The sequence below is a fragment of the Ruegeria sp. HKCCA4812 genome, from assembly GCF_013034245.1.
GTDB lineage: Bacteria > Pseudomonadota > Alphaproteobacteria > Rhodobacterales > Rhodobacteraceae > Ruegeria.
This window is the reverse complement of the sequence record NZ_WQFQ01000002.1, coordinates 498,869-516,577: the sequence shown is the minus strand read 5'-3', so window position 1 is coordinate 516,577 and position 17,709 is coordinate 498,869. Positions and strand designations below refer to the sequence as shown.

The window sequence follows — 17,709 nt, the reverse complement described above, 5'->3', positions numbered from 1 at the left end:
AAAATTCCTGTATTGGCGCTGCCTCCCTGCGCTTGCTACCATTGGATGCCTATACGCAGGGCGTCGTAGATTGCTGCGTGAATGTTGCGTGCCGATACGGCGTCACCGATGCGATACAGGTCAAATCTGGCGCTGGGATTGGGTTGCGGAAACAGGTCGCCTGTGCCGGAGACAAGCGCACCCTGATTCACCGCTCCGCGATTGCGCGACAGAGGTTTAAGATCAAAATAGAGATCGTCCAAAGGTTGCGTGCCTTGATTGACAACCACTTGATCATATTCCTTTTTTTCGACCAGATCAGAATAGTCGGTGCCGATATGGGCTTGCAGCTGATTGCCTGATTTTTCGATCGCTTGCAGGGTTCGGGTGACAGTGAACACGGCTCCGGTTTTCTGTAGGGACCGCATATAGGGCACCAGATTCATTGCCATAACCTCGGGCGCGAAGCTGCGGTCACGGGTCATGATTTCGACCCGTGCGCCGGAGGCGGCGATGACCTCGGCGGCCATCAGGGCCGGGTGATCTCCTGCATCGTCATAGATCAGCACGTTTTCGCCCGGCTGCACGTCGCCGGATAGGATATCCCAGGCGGATACCGCCAGCTCATTGCCCGAATCGAGGATCGTTGTATTCGGCAGGCCCCCGGTCGCAATCACGACGATATCCGGTGACAGCGCGGTCACGTCACTGGCTTCGGCATATGTGTTGAACTGAAACTGAACGTCCCGCGCAGCACATTGCGCCATGCGCCAGTCGATGATCCCGATCATCTCGGCCCGGCGCTTGGATTGTGCTGTAAGGCGCACCTGCCCACCAGGTTCGGGGGCGGCTTCCAGAACGGTGACATCGTGCCCGCGTTCTGCGGCGACGCGCGCGGCCTCCAACCCCCCGGGGCCTGCGCCCACGATGACTGCCCGGCGGCGCGTGTCCGCCGCAGGTATTACATGCGGCATGGTCAGTTCACGCCCGGTGGCAGGGTTGTGGATACACAGCGCTTCGCCCGCTTGATAAATTCGATCCAAACAATAGGTCGCGCCGACGCAGGGCCGGATGTCATCTTCCTGTCCGGCTTGAACCTTGGAAACGATCATCGGGTCGGCCATGTGCGCGCGGGTCATCCCCACCATATCCAAAAGCCCCGAGGACACCGCATGTCTCGCCGTCGCTACGTCAGGGATGCGCGAAGCATGGAAGGTCGGCATGCCCGTTTCGGCCCGCACCCGCCCGGCGAAATCCAGATGCGGCGCGCTTTTCATGCCCTGCACAGGGATCACGTCCGTCATGGCAGGGTCGGTGTGAATGCGCCCGCGAATGACATTCAGAAAATCCACCTGACCGCTGTCGCGCAGCCTGCGCGCGATCTCGAGCCCTTCTTCCTCGGTGATGCCGCCCTTTTCAACCTCATCGGCAGTATAGCGAACGCCGACAATGAACTCGGGTCTTACACGATCGCGGATCGCATCCAGTACCATGAAGCCAAAGCGCAGCCGGTTGTCGAGATCACCTCCGAACGGAGCGTCCATCGTGTTGGTCAGCGGCGACCAGAATTGGTCCAGCAGATGCCCGTAGGCCTGCAACTCGATCCCGTCCAAACCGGCGGCCTGCATGCGTTCGGCCGCATCGGCATAGTCGGTCACGATCCGCTCGATGTCGAAGTCTTCCATCTTCTTCGGAAAGGCCCGATGCGCGGGTTCCCGGTAGTGCGATGGAGAAACTGACGGCAACCAGTCACCTTTGTTCCAACCGGTACGCCGACCCAGGTGGGTCAGCTGGATCATCACGGCGCAGCCATGGGCGTGGCAGGCATCCGTCAATTCACCCATCCAGCGCACGACCTCATCTTTGTAGGCGAGGATGTTGTTGAACACCGGGGGGCTGTCACGGCTGACGGTGGCAGAGCCAGCGGTCATCGTCATCGCAACGCCGGCTTTCGCGCGCATTTCGTGATAGGCGCGATAGCGTTCCTTAGGCATTCCGTCTTCGGGATAGGCGGGTTCATGACTGGTGGTCATGATCCTGTTTTTCAGGGTCAGGTGCTTCAGTTGATAGGGTTGCAACAGGGCGTCGCTGCTCATGAGGACGTTTCCCGGTTAGAAGGCTGCGTTGCGACGACATCCTTGGGAATGACGACAGGTGAGACGGCCCAGATCAACCGACAGACCTGATCGGTGCGGTTGCGGGCATGGTGCGGGATGCGTGCGTCAAAGCTGTAGCTGTCCCCGGCGCGCAGGGTGATGAACTCATCCCCGATCTGCACCTCCAGCTCGCCTTCCAAAACCAGCCCGTGCTCTTCGCCTTCGTGTTTTTGCAAAGGGTCGTCCGGGCGTTCTGAATGTGGTGCGTAGACCGCCATGCCCATATAGAATTGTCCTCCGATCGAGCTGGACAGCAGATGATCGGTATAGCCCAGCTCTGCCACGTCCTGACCGTACAGGGTATTCAGGGCTCGACGGTTCTGGGCGCGCACAACAAAAGCCTGTTCCATTGGACCCGCCCCAGCGCGGCGGGCAAAGAACCAATCTGGCGTGACGCTGAGTGCGCTGGCGATAGTTTGCAATACGTCAACAGAAGGCTTGGATACCCCGCGCTCAATCGCCGACACGTGGCTGAGGGAGATGCCCGCTTCTTCGCTCAGTTGCTTCAGCGTAAGCTGACGGGCTTTGCGTAATTGCCGAACCTCGCTGCCCAGCGAAGAAATAGCGGATGGCAAGGCGACAACTTTGTCAGATGACATGCGGGTCTCCGAAAAATGAGTGGAGTGGTTAAACTCTATCCAAATTGAAAGCAGACTAGAATTTTAAAGTCAAATTCTATTTTTGGACGAATAGCACGAAACTATTGCATGTTCGATCTGGATTTGCAGAAGTGAGGCAGACATGGATTCCACGCGGCGGATCAAAATGACCGATCAAACCGATCATCCCTTCAAAGTGTCAGAGACAGACCATCTATGGATCGAAATGCCTGATGGCGTACGTTTGGCAGGCCGTCTGTGGCGCCCGGTAACACAGATGCCTGTTCCTGCCATTTTGGAATACATCCCGTACCGCAAAACCGACATGGTGCGCGCGCGAGATGAAAGGAACCACCCCTACTTTGCAGCCCACGGTTACGCCTGCATTCGGGTTGACATGCGGGGCTCGGGCGACAGCGAAGGGCACATGCCGGATATGTATGCGCAGGCTGAACTGGACGATGCGCGACAAGTGATCAAGTGGCTGGCTGCGCAACCTTGGTGCAATGGCCGTGTGGGAATGTTCGGCACGTCCTGGGGCGGTACGGCATCGTTGCAGGCCAGTGTGAATGCACCCGATGCACTGAAGGCGGCGATCGCCGTTTGCGCCACCCATGACCGTTTTGAGGATGACATCCACTATATGGGTGGTTGCGTTTTGTCGGATACTTTCGAATGGGGTGCGACGCTTCCGGCTATTCTGGCCTCGCCTCCAACGGCAAATGTCGGGACAGATTGGAAAGCGCTGTGGAAAGAGAGAATTGAGAACCTTACGTTTCCATTGGAAAACTGGCTGCGCGAGGATGGTAGGGGGCAATACTGGCGACACGGTTCTGTCATTCATCAAGCAGATGCACTTTCTGTCCCGGTTCTGGCTATCGGAGGGTGGAGCGATCGCTATTCCAATTCGGTAATGTCTCTGGTTGATGCGCGACCGACCCAGGTTTGGGGGGTGGTTGGCCCTTGGGGTCACCACTATCCAGATCAAGGGTCGCCCGAACCCGCCGTCGGGTTTCAGAAACTGGCTCTGGATTGGTGGGATCACTGGCTGAAGTCAGACACGTCGCAAACGCCAAACTGGCCGCGGCTTCGGGTTTGGTTACGCGAATACGTTGATCCGAAGGATTTTTTATCTATGGCCGCAGGAAAATGGATAGAAAGTGGCCCAACGATCCAAGAAACAAAAGTTCAGGAACTTTCCCTGTCTTCACTAAAACCCAATACCAACCACGAGCGGTGGATCGTTCCAGCAGATCCGACGGTGGGGCAAAGCGCAGGGGATACAGGGTATTTTGGCCGAACCGGCGGTTTACCCCTTGATCAAAACTTTGATGATTCCCGTTCTTTGGTTTTCGAAACAGCGCCTCTTACAGAGGATCTGATAATCTATGGGTCGGTCGTTTTGAGGTTACATGGAGAAACGAAAGACAAACCAAATCAGATTATCGCAAGACTCAGTGATGTAAATTCTGACGGCGTGTCGGCACGTATAACCTATGGCGTCAGGAATCTGTCGCTGGACGAGAACCTGGATCGCATTTCGCCCTCGGCAAAAACCGATGCATTTAACGCAGACATCCGTTTTCATTCAACCGCCTACCGCATCCGCAAAGGACATCGCATCCGACTAGCGTTCTCTTCGTCTTACTGGCCGCTCATTCACGCGGCGGCACCGAAAGGTGACTTGAGTCTGGATGATGGAGAACTTGTTCTTCCTTTGATGGCCAATAAGCCTTCCGACTTAAGCGAACCTCTTCCGCCTGCAGAAGATTTGCCAGAAGAGAAATCGCATTTCACTTCTGCTGCTGACAGGCTGACACGCTGGAATAAAACCCGTGACAACTGTATCGAGATGGGCTGGCACCAACCACTGGTGAAGACTGCATTCCCTCAGATGGGTACTGTTTTTAGCTACGAAACAGGCATGGTGCATAGATTGAAGACCTCTGATGTCGTCGAGCAAGAGACAAACGTTGATCACAAAATGATTTTTGAACGGCCTGACGGAACCGCCGAGGTTTCAGTTGCTTTGACCGCGTGTTCATCGCTCGGGCATACGACGGTGGATGCTGAACTGATTGTTACATGGAACAAAGAAATCTTCATGACACGGCACTGGCGTAAATCCTAATCACTGCAGCGCAAGTGGTTTCCTCCAACCAGTGTTAGCTGTATTGCAGGTTTTCAATGTTTCGGCACTGGTTGCAATCAAGTAGAAATGTCGTTGGTTCTGCGAAGTACAAATGTCACCATAGTGCGCGACGGTAGCAAAGCCTGACAGCGCAGAGGCTTCATAAATCGTAGCCCCAGCTGCCTTTGCGGTCGTTGATGCGCTTACGATCAGCCAATGAGATTCAACCGTCATTGCGACGGCCGTTTGGCTTGTATCCTGAGCGTTGTTTGATGGCACATCTCTTAGTGCCGCTTTGTCCTGTTCTTCTTCGACGAACTCCGGGACGGAACAGAGGCGCTTGTTCTCGGTGGTTGCGGCATGGGTGACGCGCTGATCCTTGTCGAAGACACAGTAGCGGGGCGAGACGCCCTTCCAGCGATTTGCCAGTCCTTAAGCGCATGCGCGACGCGGAGCACCGGCCCATCTTCAGGCTCGTCTGTGCGGAACTTGCAACTCCAATTCATGAGCACCGGATCGGGGCCAAGCGGTATTGCCAGGATACGCTTGGACGCCACATGTGGCGAGACGGCCCATTGCGCCAGAATGCTTGTACCTTGGTTTGCAGCAACCAATTCGACAATGGCTTCGGGCAACTCGACGGCTGCAGTCCAGTTGGGATAGCGACGTTCTGCACGAAACAGTCTTGCAAATTCTTGATCAGGCTCGGGGATCTTGGTGAATGTGATAAACCGTTGCCCTTCGATATCACGCGCAGATACCGATGCAGCCCCGGCCAGTGGGTGTTCTGGCGCGCACACGAATACAAGAGGATCCTGAAAGAGATGCAACGACCGCGTCGCTGCATGGCTCGACTCTCCGGCGACGATGGCCAAGTCAATCTGACGGTCCAGAAGCGATGTGACCATGTCACGACGGTAACCAGCCATTATCTGAATATCGATCGCTGGGTGTTTAGCGCGAAACATTTGCAGAAACGCGGGGAACCAGTGATAGGCGCTGTAGTTTTCCACCGCGATGCGCACGACGTGATCAATGCCCGCATTCATCCGACGCACTTCATCTTCGATCACATACATCTCGCTCAGAAACTTGTCGCTGAATCGGGCAAGATACTCGGCGGCAGCCGTCATTCGCAAACGTTTGTGCATGCGTTCAAACAGGGGCACACCCAGCCTGCGTTCTGCTTCGCGGATTCTGTGGGACAGCGCTGACGGTGTCAGGCCCAACTCATCGGCCGCGTCAACGACGCGACCGGTTTTCCCAATGGCGCGGATCATCTGCAGGTGGCGGATGTCTAGTCGGGGATTTTCCATACTGATCTCTGCATGAAAGTTGTTCATGAAAACCTACGATTAACGCGAGTGTTGCTCAATAATTTTTCGCCAAGAATACGCCCGGCACAGATGATCAAGATCCATATGGACAAGCTCGCAGACGTCGATTCACCCCGCGCTTGGGACCGTCAGTTCCATGTGTATGGACAGACGAACGCCCGCCTGCACCAGCGAGATGGCCCCACCGCGATGGTGACGCGCGGCCACGGGTTCGGATTGAAACGGATGATGGGCAAAGTATCATAGACGGCTTTTTCGGGTTGGGATGCGTGTCATTGGGTAATCATGACGACCGGCTGGCGCGGGCGGCCATGGATCAGATGCAGGAATTGCCTTTCGCGCCGACATTTTACGGGAGGTCCCATCCAAGAGCCGCGGATTTAGCGCGCACACTAACGTCGAAAGCAGCGGTGCTCTGTCCGGCCAGCCTCACATTCATGCGGGCTTTGGTCTGCCGATACATGATTTTCTCAAGCTGTCGACGTCGAACTACTATTTAAATGCCGAGGCCAGTGAAACCGAGGAGGAATTCTCTGCCCGAATGGCGGCTGAGTTCGAAGCCACAGTGCTGGAGGCGGGACCAGACACAATCGCCGCGTTTCTTTGCTGAGCCGATGCAATCCGGCGGCGGCGCGATCCGCCCGCCAAAGGGAAATTGGCATGCGATGCAGACCATGATCCGGAAGTATGACATTCATTTCCATGTGGACGAGACCGTTTGCGGCTTTGGCCGCACCGGGCATTACTGGGGCGTAGAGGCCTTCGATCTTACGCCTGATAGCACCACCTGCGCCAAGGCGCTGACCGCTGCGTTTTTCCCGATATCGGCGATCATGTTCCGGCAGGATTTCTTTGACGATCTGATGCTGACCTCAGACGCATCCGGCGTGTTGGGCCACGGGTTCACCTATGCTGGTCACCTTGTCGGTGCCGCCGTCGCATTGGAGGCGCTGAAAATCTATGGCGACATAGATCTGATCGGTCATGTGCGCGGGATCGGTCTGTTTTGCGGTATTCAACTGGTGCAGGGCAAAGGAACGCGTGCGCTGTGGGATCCGGCGCTGAAGGTGGGGACAATGGTGCAGGATCGCGCCCACACGCGGGGCTGCACTTACGGTCCGTCCCGCCCGATCGGATTAGTTTTTTGCCGCCGTTGATTATCAACGAAGATTAGATCGACGAGGCAACTGCGATCCTGAAAGCCGCCTTGGACGATGTCCGGGCCGAGGTGAAAGGGCGCGCCTGGGGCTCATCCAGAACGCGGCCAATACGGTAAGAAATCAGCAATTTCGTCGCATCGGCCCAATTGAGTTTCAGACAAAAGAAAAAGGTGCCTATTCATACAGACGCCTTTAGTCGTTCAGGCCTTCATTTTCAGATTGTCCGGGTCATAGACATGGGGATTATGCCGCCGAGCGTTGCGGGGCTGGCCAAGCACACGCACCGTGCAATCGGCCCCCATACCCAGTGATCCGCGCTTGATATAAGCCAGAACACAATGTGTTCCGGTGCGATAGCCTTGGCTGGCTGAGGTCACGTACCCGATCCATTCGCCATCCTTCAGGATCGGATCAGAGGCAAGCGGTTCGGGGCTGTCGTCACTGATTTCCAGCCCGATCCATTCCCAGTTGGCCTCCTCGCCAGACTGCCGCTCGACCGCATCGCGTCCGATGAACTCCCCCTTTTTCATATTGGCAAACCGGTCCAGACCCGCATCGTAAAGCGTATATTCCGTTCCGAAATCCGAACCCCACCCGTGATAACCTTTTTCGATCCGCATCGCATTCAGCGCGTAGGAGCCGAACTGGCAGCCGCCAACCTCGTTCACGCGCGTCATGATCGTGTCGTAGACCGCCACAAGGTGCTCGGAGGCCAGATGCAACTCCCAACCCAGCTCACCGACGTATGATACGCGCATCGCGGTGACAGGAAAGCCGGCCAGCGTGATCTCGGCCACTGACAGCCACGGGGCAGCAGCGGCAGAGAGGTCTGCATCGGTCAGCGGGGCAAGCACCTCTCGCGATTTGGGGCCCATGACCATCAAAGCGGCATCGTGTTTGTAGCCGCGGCTTAGTGTGACGCCCTCTGCTGGTAGGTGGGTGTTCAGCCAGTCGAAGTCTCGCAGATCGGCCAGGGTCGGGCCACATAGAAGGAACCTGTCACTCGCCAGTCGCGCAACGGTGGCTTCTGACCAGATGTGCCCCTTGGGGGTCAGCATATAGCTGAGCCGGACGCGTCCCGGTTTCGGAACACCGCCGCACAGGACGCTGGATAGGAACGCCTCAGCGCCGGGGCCGCGCAGATCGTATTTGGTGAAACCGCCGTGATCCATGACGCCGACGCTTCTTGCCACGGTTTTGCATTCTTGCGCGACAGCGTCCTGCCAGGGTTCGTGGTGGAAGGACAGGTCGGCATCGCCATTGTCCTTGATCGCATCGGTTTCGAACCAGAAGGCGCGCTCCCACCCGGCGATCTGACCCATGACGGCGCCCTGATCCTTCAGGCGTTCATAAAGCGGGGTACAAAGCACCGGGCGGCCACGCTGCATGTTCCGATGCGGAAATGGAATGGCATATTGTAGATCATAGTGTTGTGAGGCACGGGAATGGGCATAGTCCTGCGTGGTCCAATCGCCAAAGCGGCGCGGATCCCACGCACTGAGGTCCCATTCTGTTTCGCCTTCGGTGATCCATTCGGCCATCGCTTTGCCGATAGCGGCCGAATGGGTGATGCCAACCTGCACGCCAGTCGCTTGATAGAAATTCGGCGCACCCGCCGCCGGACCGACCAGCGGCAGGGCATCTGGGGCATAGGCGATGGGGCCGTTGACAAACCGCTGCGCGCCCGCTTCGCCAAGTAGCGGCACATGGACCATCGTCGCCTCCAGCACATCCAGAATATCCTCAACACTGTCAGGGAAAAGCTGATGCGCAAAGTCATCCGGCGGGCCGTCCTCCTCCCACGCGGGGCGACCATCATGGGCGTAGGAACCAACAAGGAAAGCGTTGCGTTCGCGGCGCAGATAGAAGCGGATATCGGGGTCACGCACCAGTGGGAAAAGATCGGCATGATCCTCCAACGCTTTGAGCGGTTCGGTCACAAGATACTGGTGCTCGAGCGTGACCACCGGGGCAGGCAATCCTGCCATCTCGGAGATTTTGCGGCCGTAAAAGCCACCTGCGTTGATGACCATCTCTGCCTTCACTGTGCCTTTCGCACAAGTGACCAGCCATTCCCCTGATGCCGTGCGGTCAATGGCTTTCACGGGCGCAAACCGTTCCACCTGCGCGCCCAGATCCCGCGCGCCCTTGGCCAGCGCTTGCGTTAGCTGGCTGGGGTCAATGTCACCTTCGTAAGGGTCCAGAATACCGCCCAGAACGGATTCGTCCGGGTGCCAGAACGGGTGCATCTTGTCCATCTCGGACGGGCTCAGCATCTGCAGATCGAAGCCTGCGCTTTCCGAAATTCCGCAAAGATGGCGGAACAGGTCCATTCGTTCCGGCGTATGGGCAGGCCAGAACGCCGAGGTATGACGATAGGTGATCGCGCTGTCCACCTTTTCGGCCAGATCTTTATAGGTTGACCAGCCGTAGTTTCCTGCCCGCATTCCCAGCCATGAAGTCGCGTAGGTCGGGATGTTGCCCGCTGCGTGCCAGGTCGAGCCGGAGGTCAGTTCGTTGCGCTCAAGTAGAAGCGTATCAGTTACGCCGGCCAAAGCGAGATGATACAGGATTGAGGTGCCAACGGCCCCCCCGCCAATCACAACAACGCGGGCAGTGTCTTTCATGGGGCTATTTTCCTTCGGGCAATCGGATATCGAAAGCGGCGCGTATCGCGGCCTCCCGGTCCTTGGGCAAATGGGTTGGTGGCTCGCGCAACATCTCGGCGCTGCGATCAACAGCGACATCCCAGATCGTGCGCGACCCGGCATCTTTCCAATCCGAAATGCTCTGCCGGTTGCCGAGGCTCGGATAAGTGTATTCGGATTTCATGAGTTCCAGTGTCTGCGCCTCGCCCAGGTAGTGGCCGTCGCCGGTCGCCACGGCTTCGATTCGGCTGAGGTCGATCGCGGTTTCGGTCAACTCGACCCCGCGAACCGACCGTAGGATCGCGCCACACATGTCATCGTCGATCACCAATGCCTCGCGCGAGGCGGCCATGATGGACCCGAGCATGCCAACAGACAGGTTGATCATGTCTGCCCCGGCTTGCGCTGCAAGAGCCACCGTGTACCCTTTTTCATACCCCGCCTGCGCATCGGGGGTTTTGGCATCGGTCATTCCCGCAGAAGCGGTTGACGGCAAGCCTAGATGCAAAAGCAGTTGCGTGGCGGCAGCGGCGGCGACGGCAGCTTCGCCTGATCCACCTGTCATTGCACCGGTGCGCAAATCGGAAATGAATGGCATGAACGCAAAGATGCAGGGATACCCCGGCTCGAGGGCGTCGACGACCATCAACCCAGCCAGCGTTTCCGCAAGACCCTGCGCCAGCGCGCCCGCCAAAGTGACAGGGCTGGTTGCCCCCGCCTGCGCCGCGGTGCAGATCTGCAGCGGCATTCTGTGGGCCATGGCCCGTTGCATAATCTCTAACCCTTCGGGCGCAAAGCGCAGCGGCGAGACCGCATGCACGATCACGCCGAAACAGAAGGGTTGCGCTCGAAAGGCGCCCTCGTGGCCCAGGGCCATATCGAACATGGCGATAACCGGATCCAGATGCGCGGCGCTGTTAAAGCTGATCCCGATGGGTTTGGGGCAGGCCCTGAGACAGGCAAACCCGGTGTTGAGGTCCAGCAGCAAGGGCTGGTCCATGTCCCGTGCAATCACCGGGCGCAAACCGTAGTGGATGTTCGGCAATCGTCCCACCAACTGCATAAGATCGTAGAGATCGTACAGCTGGGCACCGCGAAACTCGCCGGTGGCGCTGTCCAGAACCTCTGTCGCCGCTCCGCCTGTTCCGATATGCACATGGCCGCCGCCAACGGTCAGGCCCATATCCTCCACAAACCCTGGTAGATTTACGCGCCTCGCCGCCCGCGCAATGGCGGTTTCCACCATCGATTGCGAAAAGCAGACCCGCCCATCCGAACGTCTGGTTGCCCCGGCATTGACGAATTGCGCTGCGATGGCATCGGGGCATTCTGCGATCCCGGTCTGCGCAAGGATATCAAACGCGGCCTGCACGATCCGATCTACCGCAGCAGCATCCAGTGGCGCAAACCGCCCACCCTGTGGAGGCGGAGTGATGCGGGGCGCGCGACGGTTGGTTTTTGAGCGGGTTCTGCGGGCCATCGGGCGGTCCTTGGAAGAATAATCTACGCAAGGATTGCGCAAACTCTCGCAATGGCAATTCGAAAATTCGCGCACTCAGACCAGAATCTTTCATGCAAACGTCGGCTTTTCCTGCGCAATACTACGGACCAGCATTTGACGTTCTACGACTTCGGCGGGGTGAACATGGCGAGGATTGCGTTTATTGGCTTGGGCACGATGGGCCGTCCGATGGCGCAAGTTCTGCGGGACGCAGGCCATGACGTAACGGGCATGGATATCAGCCCCGAAATGCGTGAAGCGTTTGTCGGCGCGATCGCGCCGTCGTCGGATACCATCGCAGCGGCAGAGGTCATTATCACCATGCTGCCAGAAGCCGATCACGTCGCGCGCGTTCATGAGACACTGATCCGAGCGGCTGCCAAACCTGGCGCGCTGGTGATCGATTGTTCGACCATTGATGTGAACACGGCGCATGCGCTCGCCTTTGAGGCGATGTCTCATGGGTTGGCAATGCTAGACGCGCCCGTTTCCGGCGGCCCTGCTGGGGCCGAGGCCGGAACACTTAGCTTCATGGTCGGCGGAGACGCGGCGAACGTCGAACGGGCGCAACCAATCCTGCTGGCAATGGGCTCCAAAATTACCCATTTCGGTGGACCCGGAACGGGGCAGGCCGCGAAGGCCAGTCACAACATGATCTGCGGTATTACCGCGATGGCGGTGATGGAAGGATTTGCGCTTGCCGATGCCTTGGACCTCGATCTCGACAAATTCTATGCGTTGTGCGCGGGGGCCGCGGCGCAAAGCTGGACGCTTGAAAATCGCTGCCCGATACCCGGTGTGGTTCCCGGCGCCCCATCGTCCAACAACTTTGACCCCGGCTTTGCCGTGCGCCTGATGGCAAAGGATTTGCAACTTGCTCAGGCGGCGGCAGAGTCGAGCGGACAGCCCACGCCTTTTGGGGCCGAGGCGGCCAAAGCCTTTACAATATTTGCCGAAACGCGCGGCGACCGCGACTTTTCGGCCTTTTACACCACGCTTCGGGCGTTGCCCGAGCACTAGAAGGAATAACATATGGCAATTCTGGATTACACCTTGCCCACAGACGGGTTGGCCGGGTCCTTCATAGACGGGCAATGGCATTGGCCCGCAAGCGGAGAGATGCTGGCAGTTGAAAACCCCTCGCGGCGCGAAACGATCTGCGAGGTTGGCCGGGGGACCAAAGTAGAAATAAGCCTTGCCGTTGCCGCCGCTGAACGGGCGCGCCGGGACTGGGCCGCGCGACCTGCCGCGGAACGCGGCGCAATGCTGACCGAACTGGGCAACCGCCTGACCACACATGCCGAAGAGGTCGCCCGCGTTCTGGCCGCCGAAAGTGGCAATGCGGTCCGCACACAATCACGGGGCGAAGCGATGGGCGCGGCTGGTGTGCTCAAGTATTATGGCGGTGTTGCGGGTGAGCAAAAGGGCGAAACGCTTCCCTTTGGCCCCGGGCTCATGTCGTATTCCACGCGCGAGCCATTGGGCGTTGTCGGCTCGATCATCCCATGGAACTCGCCCTTGCAACTCGGCGCGGTGAAGATTTCCATGGCGCTGGCCACGGGCAATTGCATCGTCCTGAAGCCTGCCGAAGATGCGCCACTCGCCGTTCTGAGGCTGGTTGAGCTGGCTGCCGACATCTTTCCACCAGGTGTCTTCAACGTGGTCACCGGGCTTGGGGAAGAGGCCGGCGCGGCGCTGGTCAATCATCCCGGTATCGCGAAAGTGTCGTTCACCGGATCGTCCGAAGTGGGCAAACTGGTGGCTCATTCCGTGGCGGATCGGGTGGCCAATGTAACGCTTGAACTGGGGGGCAAAAGCCCCTGCATCATCTTTCCCGACGCTTGCGCACCAGAGCGTATCGACGCCACGGCGCAAGGTGTGGTCAATGCCATGCGATTTGCACGTCAGGGGCAAAGCTGCACAGCCGGATCTCGCCTGTTTGTGCATAAATCTGTCTGGGATGACCTGATGCCTTTGGTCGCAGAAAAGGCTGCTGCGATGAAAATCGGCGATGCGCTGGATGAAGACAGCGACATCGGGGCCGTGGTGAATGAAGAACGCTACTCTGAGATTTGTGCCTATGTCGCTGAGGCCGAAGAGCAAGGCGCCACATTCCTGACAGGCGAAACGCCAAAGGCAACAGACAATGGGTTTCATCCGATCCCCACAATCCTGACGGGGCTAGACAATTCTTGGCGGATTGCCCGCGAAGAAGTGTTTGGCCCTGTCCTGGTCGCAATCCCGTGGGAGGATGAGGCCGATATGATCGCGCAGGCCAACGACACGCATTACGGGCTGGCGGCGTTCATTTTCAGCTACGACATGAGCACCGTCATCCGCATGACCCGCGCGCTTGAGGCCGGCTGGGTGCAGGTCAATCAGGGTGGCGGGCAAATCCCCGGCATGTCTTACGGCGGGATTAAGCAATCCGGAATGGGCAGCGAATATTCTATCGAAGGCGCGCTTGAGGCCTATACCTATCGTAAGTGCGTGACCGTGGCGCTGTAGGCATGGAAACAGACCGGTTCGGGAACACGATTGACGCTTCGGTCGGCTATGCGCGGGGGCGATATTTGTCCTCCAGCGCAGCCGAAATCCGCCGGCTGCGCCATGCGCAAGCGGTTGCGGCAGAGGTCTTGGAAACGCGCGGGGCTGACGGAATTGGGATTTTTACAGGTAACCCGCGTTACTTTCCGCTGAAACCGGATGATCTGTCGACCTATTGCGAAGAATGGGTGGGACCGGGCCTGTTTTCAGCGGAACTGACCCAGGCTGCCATCGCGCATTTTGGGGGCGGGGATACGGTCGCTGTCACCAACCGCACAAGTGCAGGTATTGTGGCGGCCATATTGGCGCTATGCGATGGGCGACCCGTGGTCTCCGTAGTGCCCGATAAGGACCGCAGCCACGCATCGGTTGAGCGCGGATGTCGGCTGGCGGGCGTTGAGCTTGTGGAAATCGAAGGATCGGCGGACCCAGGGCCAGCGATAACCACGCACGCGCCCGCATTGGTGGTGATCACGACTGTCACAAGCACGTTGGCGCGATTGCCGGACGCTGAGACGAGCCGCGCCATAGCTGAGGGGCGGGCCGCGGGCGCCACCGTGTTCATGGACGAAGCTTATGGCGCGCGTCTGCGCCCAGTGCTGCATGGTGGAGCACTGAGCCTTTCCATGGGAGCGGACATAGCCATCACGAATGCGGATAAGGCGGGCCTGTGCGGCCCGCGCGCGGGCATCCTTTGTGGGGCGTCCACGCCGGTACTGGCCACGCTTGCCAAGGCGTCGGAACTGGGCCAGGAGGCACGCGCACCCATAGCGGCCGGCGCAATGCGCAGTCTGCAGGCCTTTGACCCGGAAGATTTGCGAATCGAGGCAAGCGACGGCGCGTCCATTGCAGAAGCGCTGGCCGGGGCCTGGGGTGCAGAGGTTGTGCAGCGGTCTGATCTGGGGCCGATGCTGGATGAAGAGGACGTGTTAGCGCGGGTGCTGTCACTGGCAGGACGCGACAAGACCGACATTGTCCCGGCAGAGGCGACAGCGGCCGTTGGTATGCTATTGCTGAAAGAGCACGGCGTTTTGACCGTGAACACACATGGCGCGCCGGGCGGAAGGGTTTCGCTGCGCCTGAAACCGACCGCCGGAGCTGTGGCCGCTGTGGGTGGGGTTGCCGCTTTGGTGTCGGCGCTGGACGCGGCCACAGAAGAAGTGTCGCACAGGCTTGACGATGACGCGTGGTTCACGGCGGTTTTGTTCGGAGACGAGTCATGAGCGAATTTGCAAAGTATGATGACAGGCTGGACCGGCTGGTGAACCTCGACCTCGGCAACCGGGGGATCGAGCCGCTCTATGACGCCTCGCGCGCCTTGGCGGGCCAAGCGTTGTGCGGCGCCGCGGCGGATTTGCTGCTTGCCATGCCCGAAAGCGGGACGGCAATCGTCACCACGGGTTCCGTGTCGCGGGCGTGGCTGTCTCCGGCTTTGGGCGAAAACGATGGCCCATCCGGGGCGGCGGCCCTCATTCGCGCGCTTTGGCTCGCCCGAAAAGCAACCTGCGTATTGGTGATTGAGGAAACGCTGATCCCGCCCATGGCTGCTACCTTGCAGGCCTGTGGCGTCGCGATCGTGGATCTTGAGACGACGCGCAAGGCCAGTGCGGATGGCTCAATGGCCTGCGCAACCTTGCTGCCGTATCCGGTGACAGATGCCGAGGGCGCTGTTGCGGCGGCCAAGATGCTGAATCAGCTCAAGCCCGATATCATGGTCTCGACCGAACGCGTGGGGCGCAACGAAAACGGCATTTATTACAACATGCGTGGGCGCGACTACGGCTTAGGCCGGGCGCGCATCGACATGCTGTTCGATGCTGCCATGGCGCGAGGTATCCCGACGCTGGCTGTGGGTGATGGCGGCAACGAGATCGGCATGGGGCTGGTCGCCGATATCGTGAAAACCGCCGTTCCTTTTGCTGCCCCCGGCGATTGCGCATGCGGCGGTGGGATCGGCGCGACCTCTGGCGCCGATATCCTGATGACCGCTGCGGTTTCGAATTGGGGCTGCACGGCGATTTGCGCGGCCATGGCCATGCGCACAGGCGACGCCCGCCTGATCCACACCCCAGCGATGGAAGCCCGCCTGTTGAAGGTCATGACCGCCAACGGGCTGATCAATTCTGCCGATGGGATCATCGACCCCCATGTGGACGGCATCAAGGACACCACCCATATCGCACTGGCGGAAATGGCCGAGGCCATTACCCGCAAAGCGCCGTCATAGCAGAAAGACCCAACCGTGATCACCGAAACACTCCTTCGCAATATCCGCGACCCCATCGCTCATGCGAAAAATTGCCCTGTGACGGGGGCTCTGTTGCAAAGCTTTGGCGGTTGGTGCGCCTGCGTTTAACGTGCGGATGGCTTTCGGTCCCAATTGTAAACGTAAGGTTGAAATTTCCTGATAGCATTGTTGAGCAAGGCCATCGGTTCAACAAATGTCTGGCAAAGCCAATGCTATGGTCTAAGTCCGTCGGTACAAAAATATATGTCCTTGCGGGAATGGAACTGGTCAACATGACCAGCAATTTCAATTCACGCCAGGTCGCTCTTTCCGGTTCAGCAGGTTGCTCAGCTGGTGGGCTAAAAGGATCGCCATTCCCATCGAGGCGGGTCTCAATGAATTTTGCGAGAGACCCGTATCCCAGATAGAATGTGCGTCACATTGAGAGGGGCTGAATGCGCTATCTGTTGTTGCAAATATTGGCGATTGTCGCTTTTGCAGGCGCGCTTTGTGCAGAGAAGAGCGATTATATCGAACTTGCACAAAGAGGATGGGGGTATGAGCTGCGGTCCACGATGCTGGGGCGTGACATGGCGATCCCAGTGCACATCAATGGCCGCGATCAGGCCGGTGCAGCCTTGTGCCTGGTCGGTGAAAAACCGCATCCGCAAACGCTTGTCGTTCTTGATACCTTTCGGGCGTTGCTGAAACACAGCTTCGGCCACCCGACACCCATGCGCTACGCTGGCCCGTCTGCGCGCGATTGTGGAACCGGTCGAACCGTGGTTTTGCGATTGTATTCCGGGTACCCTCCCAATCGGGACCTTTCGTCAGATATCGACTGGCTCAGCGAACTCCACCAGCTTGGTTTGCCTGCGGGTCGAAACTATGTGGTGACATCACCGGCGATGGCACAGACCTTTTTTGGTCATCGGGGGCAGGGGACCCATATTGTGGTGAAACAACCGGCGCATGATCGGCCCAGCAAGCTTGAAAGGGATTTTCACAAATCGATCCTGCTGGAAGAGCTGTTTCAGTCCTTCACCTTTGGCATGGACATCCTGTTATATGACAAATCGTCAGGGTTCTTGTCGAAATTGCAGGAAACGCCGGTAAACTTGCAGCGCCTGCCTTGGAGTTCGCACGACTTCATGCGCGCATTGCTGGCTTCGAACCCAAGCGGTCTTTGTGCGTTTGACATCTTCATGATGCATGCTGTCGCGCAATCCCCGGTGGATCAAACCATAGACCCCGGCTTTATCGAATACATTGACGCCCAATATGATCGGCTATGGGCGCAGGCGGACGAAACCCTCGCCAATCCCAGATTTGCAGCCCTTTTTGATGAAGGCTGCACCAATTCGGTTCGTGTGCCCAGGTAATACCATCTGACGTGTTTTATCGGGCGGGTGACTCCGGGTAGC

The 17,709-nt window shown here is 58.4% G+C and carries 13 protein-coding genes; 8 read left to right on the top strand and 5 right to left on the bottom strand.

Annotated elements, in window-relative coordinates:
* Positions 1–35 precede the first annotated feature (35 nt).
* Positions 36–2,075 carry an NADH:flavin oxidoreductase gene (locus GOW04_RS09835; protein WP_171232404.1) on the bottom strand — a complete coding sequence of 680 codons (2,040 nt, stop codon included), beginning with the start codon at positions 2,073–2,075 and terminating at the stop codon, positions 36–38.
* Positions 2,072–2,734, bottom strand: coding sequence for a helix-turn-helix domain-containing protein (locus GOW04_RS09830; RefSeq protein ID WP_171232403.1), 663 nt, complete (start codon positions 2,732–2,734; stop codon positions 2,072–2,074). The genes GOW04_RS09835 and GOW04_RS09830 overlap by 4 nt, the downstream gene beginning before the upstream one ends.
* Positions 2,735–2,900: 166 nt before the next feature.
* Here GOW04_RS09830 and GOW04_RS09825 point away from each other — a divergent pair, with 166 nt between their 5' ends.
* The gene (locus GOW04_RS09825; RefSeq protein WP_171232402.1) at positions 2,901–4,865 is read left to right on the top strand and encodes a CocE/NonD family hydrolase; all 1,965 of its coding nucleotides are present in this window, start codon (positions 2,901–2,903) and stop codon (positions 4,863–4,865) included.
* A gap of 284 nt (positions 4,866–5,149) precedes the next feature.
* On the opposite strand, the gene GOW04_RS09820 is transcribed toward GOW04_RS09825, so the two are convergent.
* The gene (locus GOW04_RS09820) at positions 5,150–6,181 is read right to left on the bottom strand and encodes a LysR family transcriptional regulator (protein WP_256368248.1); all 1,032 of its coding nucleotides are present in this window, start codon (positions 6,179–6,181) and stop codon (positions 5,150–5,152) included.
* A gap of 90 nt (positions 6,182–6,271) precedes the next feature.
* Here GOW04_RS09820 and GOW04_RS09815 point away from each other — a divergent pair, with 90 nt between their 5' ends.
* Both GOW04_RS09815 and GOW04_RS09810 read left to right on the top strand, forming a co-directional pair.
* Complete coding sequence (locus GOW04_RS09815; RefSeq protein ID WP_171232401.1) at positions 6,272–6,448, top strand: hypothetical protein; 177 nt, start codon at positions 6,272–6,274, stop codon at positions 6,446–6,448.
* A 254-nt stretch (positions 6,449–6,702) separates the two neighbouring features.
* Positions 6,703–7,359 carry an aminotransferase class III-fold pyridoxal phosphate-dependent enzyme gene (locus GOW04_RS09810; protein WP_371814382.1) on the top strand — a complete coding sequence of 219 codons (657 nt, stop codon included), beginning with the start codon at positions 6,703–6,705 and terminating at the stop codon, positions 7,357–7,359.
* A gap of 203 nt (positions 7,360–7,562) precedes the next feature.
* Here the strand turns inward: GOW04_RS09810 and GOW04_RS09805 are convergent, their stop codons facing one another.
* Positions 7,563–9,989, bottom strand: coding sequence for an FAD-dependent oxidoreductase (locus tag GOW04_RS09805; RefSeq protein ID WP_171232399.1), 2,427 nt, complete (start codon positions 9,987–9,989; stop codon positions 7,563–7,565).
* Positions 9,990–9,993: 4 nt separating this feature from the next.
* Positions 9,994–11,490, bottom strand: a complete 1,497-nt coding sequence (locus GOW04_RS09800) for a trimethylamine methyltransferase family protein (protein ID WP_171232398.1) — start codon at positions 11,488–11,490, stop codon at positions 9,994–9,996.
* A gap of 135 nt (positions 11,491–11,625) precedes the next feature.
* On the opposite strand from GOW04_RS09800, the gene GOW04_RS09795 reads away from it, so the two are divergent.
* From GOW04_RS09795 to GOW04_RS09775, 5 genes are all read left to right on the top strand, one after another.
* Positions 11,626–12,531 carry an NAD(P)-dependent oxidoreductase gene (locus GOW04_RS09795; protein WP_217356915.1) on the top strand — a complete coding sequence of 302 codons (906 nt, stop codon included), beginning with the start codon at positions 11,626–11,628 and terminating at the stop codon, positions 12,529–12,531.
* A gap of 12 nt (positions 12,532–12,543) precedes the next feature.
* The gene (locus tag GOW04_RS09790; protein ID WP_171232397.1) at positions 12,544–14,019 is read left to right on the top strand and encodes an aldehyde dehydrogenase family protein; all 1,476 of its coding nucleotides are present in this window, start codon (positions 12,544–12,546) and stop codon (positions 14,017–14,019) included.
* Positions 14,020–14,021: 2 nt separating this feature from the next.
* Positions 14,022–15,281, top strand: a complete 1,260-nt coding sequence (locus GOW04_RS09785) for an aminotransferase class I/II-fold pyridoxal phosphate-dependent enzyme (protein WP_171232482.1) — start codon at positions 14,022–14,024, stop codon at positions 15,279–15,281.
* A complete protein-coding gene (locus GOW04_RS09780; RefSeq protein ID WP_171232396.1) occupies positions 15,278–16,285 on the top strand; it encodes a glutamate cyclase domain-containing protein in 1,008 nt (335 codons plus the stop codon). Before GOW04_RS09785 ends, GOW04_RS09780 begins: the two co-directional genes overlap by 4 nt.
* Before the next feature lie 455 nt (positions 16,286–16,740).
* Positions 16,741–17,667, top strand: coding sequence for a hypothetical protein (locus GOW04_RS09775; RefSeq protein ID WP_171232395.1), 927 nt, complete (start codon positions 16,741–16,743; stop codon positions 17,665–17,667).
* Positions 17,668–17,709: the final 42 nt, after the last annotated feature.

Excerpts from the sequence above, each read along its gene's own strand:
- GOW04_RS09835 (WP_171232404.1), bottom strand. The coding sequence starts at position 2,075 with ATGAGCAGCGACGCCCTGTTGCAACCCTATCAACTGAAGCACCTGACC.
- GOW04_RS09830 (WP_171232403.1), bottom strand. The coding sequence starts at position 2,734 with ATGTCATCTGACAAAGTTGTCGCCTTGCCATCCGCTATTTCTTCGCTG.
- GOW04_RS09825 (WP_171232402.1), top strand. The coding sequence starts at position 2,901 with ATGACCGATCAAACCGATCATCCCTTCAAAGTGTCAGAGACAGACCAT.
- GOW04_RS09820 (WP_256368248.1), bottom strand. The coding sequence starts at position 6,181 with ATGGAAAATCCCCGACTAGACATCCGCCACCTGCAGATGATCCGCGCC.
- GOW04_RS09815 (WP_171232401.1), top strand. The coding sequence starts at position 6,272 with ATGATCAAGATCCATATGGACAAGCTCGCAGACGTCGATTCACCCCGC.
- GOW04_RS09810 (WP_371814382.1), top strand. The coding sequence starts at position 6,703 with ATGCCGAGGCCAGTGAAACCGAGGAGGAATTCTCTGCCCGAATGGCGG.
- GOW04_RS09805 (WP_171232399.1), bottom strand. The coding sequence starts at position 9,989 with ATGAAAGACACTGCCCGCGTTGTTGTGATTGGCGGGGGGGCCGTTGGC.
- GOW04_RS09800 (WP_171232398.1), bottom strand. The coding sequence starts at position 11,490 with ATGGCCCGCAGAACCCGCTCAAAAACCAACCGTCGCGCGCCCCGCATC.
- GOW04_RS09790 (WP_171232397.1), top strand. The coding sequence starts at position 12,544 with ATGGCAATTCTGGATTACACCTTGCCCACAGACGGGTTGGCCGGGTCC.
- GOW04_RS09785 (WP_171232482.1), top strand. The coding sequence starts at position 14,022 with ATGGAAACAGACCGGTTCGGGAACACGATTGACGCTTCGGTCGGCTAT.
- GOW04_RS09780 (WP_171232396.1), top strand. The coding sequence starts at position 15,278 with ATGAGCGAATTTGCAAAGTATGATGACAGGCTGGACCGGCTGGTGAAC.
- GOW04_RS09775 (WP_171232395.1), top strand. The coding sequence starts at position 16,741 with ATGCGCTATCTGTTGTTGCAAATATTGGCGATTGTCGCTTTTGCAGGC.